Below are 1,410 nucleotides of genomic sequence, written 5' to 3'. Positions count from 1 at the left end.
GCGATGCACTGGGCCATCCTGCGCCAGGCCATCGGCGAGGTACCCGTGCCCTCGGCCTTCATGGCTTGATGCGACGCCACCATGTCTTGCTGGGCGCCTCACTCGCGCTCGGCGTCGCCAGCCTGGGGCTGGCGGCCCCGGCAGTGCCGGACGCCGCACGCGGCGAGCGGTTGTACGCGCGCTGCGCCGCCTGCCACGCGCTGACGTTTGATCGCGTCGGGCCCCGGCATTGCGGCTTGCTCGGTCGGCGCGCCGGCAGCGTGGCGGGCTTCGACTATTCACCGGCCATGAAGAGGTCGGGCATCGTGTGGAATGAAAAAACGCTCAAGCGCTTTCTGACCCAACCGCTGGCCATGGTGCCGGGCAGCAGCATGACCTATGCCGGCGTCCCCGTGGCCCGGGACCGCAAGGACTTGATCGCTTACCTGAAATCAGCCAACGCCGGCGCCGCCTGCCACACCAGCCCCTAGTCTTCACCGACATGGCGGATCGTCAACCGCCCATCGACCCCCTCGCCGGGTCAGGCGAAGTGATCGAACGAGGTGTGGGTGTTGGGCACCGCTTGCCCCTGGCCGTCAACCAGGCGCAGGCCTCGCTCCATGTCGATCTGGCCGATGCGGGTGACCGGTGTCTGGCTGCTGTGCGCCGCGGCAGCTACCAGGTCGCGAGCCGACGCCGGGGCCGTGAACAGCAACTCGTAATCATCGCCCCCGGCCAGTGCCCAGCCGAGCCATTGATCGGGCGCAAGTTCAGTGCAAAACAGGCCGCTAGCCCCCGAATCATAAGCGCGAGCAGCTACCAAAGTAATAGCAATATCGGTATCCACGGTGGCCCCGACGCCGGACTGCTTCAGGATGTGGCCGAGGTCGCCCAACAGACCATCGCTGACATCGATTGCCGCCGTGGCAATGCCGCGCAAAGCCAGGCCCAACGCGACCCGTGGCGTCGGTTGCTCCAGCCGCAAACGGGCTGCTTCAAACAGCGGCGCAGGCACCGACAGCGTGCCCCGGAATACTTCCAGCGCCAGCCGGGCGTCGCCCAGCGTGCCGCTGACGTAGAGCTCGTCTCCGGCTTGGGCGCCGGAGCGCAACAGCGCCTGCGAGCGCCCGTCCACCACCGGCACCTCGCCAAACACCGTGATGCAGATGTTGAGTGGCCCCTGCGTGGTGTCGCCCCCCACCAGCTCACAGCCATGCGCATCGGCCAGTGCCAGCAGCCCTTGTGAAAACGGTGCCAGCCAGGCCTCGTCGGCGCGCGGCAAGGCCAGTGCCAGGGTGAAGGCCAGCGGCTTGGCACCGCAGGCGGCCAGGTCACTCAGATTGACGGCCAGCGCCTTGTGCCCGAGCAGACGAGGGTCCACCGTGGAAAGAAAATGGCGGCCCTCCACCAGCATGTCGCACGAGATCGCCA

General features: G+C 67.7%; 2 protein-coding genes. One reads left to right on the top strand and one right to left on the bottom strand.

Annotated features, from left to right (window positions below):
* Window positions 1–89: 89 nt before the first annotated feature.
* Window positions 90–470, top strand: coding sequence for a c-type cytochrome (locus B3V69_RS07205; protein WP_414707487.1), 381 nt, complete (start codon window positions 90–92; stop codon window positions 468–470).
* Between the two features lie 50 nt (window positions 471–520).
* On the opposite strand, the gene thiL is transcribed toward B3V69_RS07205, so the two are convergent.
* On the bottom strand, window positions 521–1,410 hold an 890-nt coding region (gene thiL / locus B3V69_RS07200), incomplete at its 5' end, for a thiamine-phosphate kinase (RefSeq protein WP_296445140.1).

It is taken from the genome of Rhodoferax sp. UBA5149, from assembly GCF_002413825.1.
GTDB lineage: Bacteria > Pseudomonadota > Gammaproteobacteria > Burkholderiales > Burkholderiaceae_C > Rhodoferax.
Note: the sequence above shows the minus strand (reverse complement) of the source record. Positions and strands in the feature narration are given on the sequence as shown.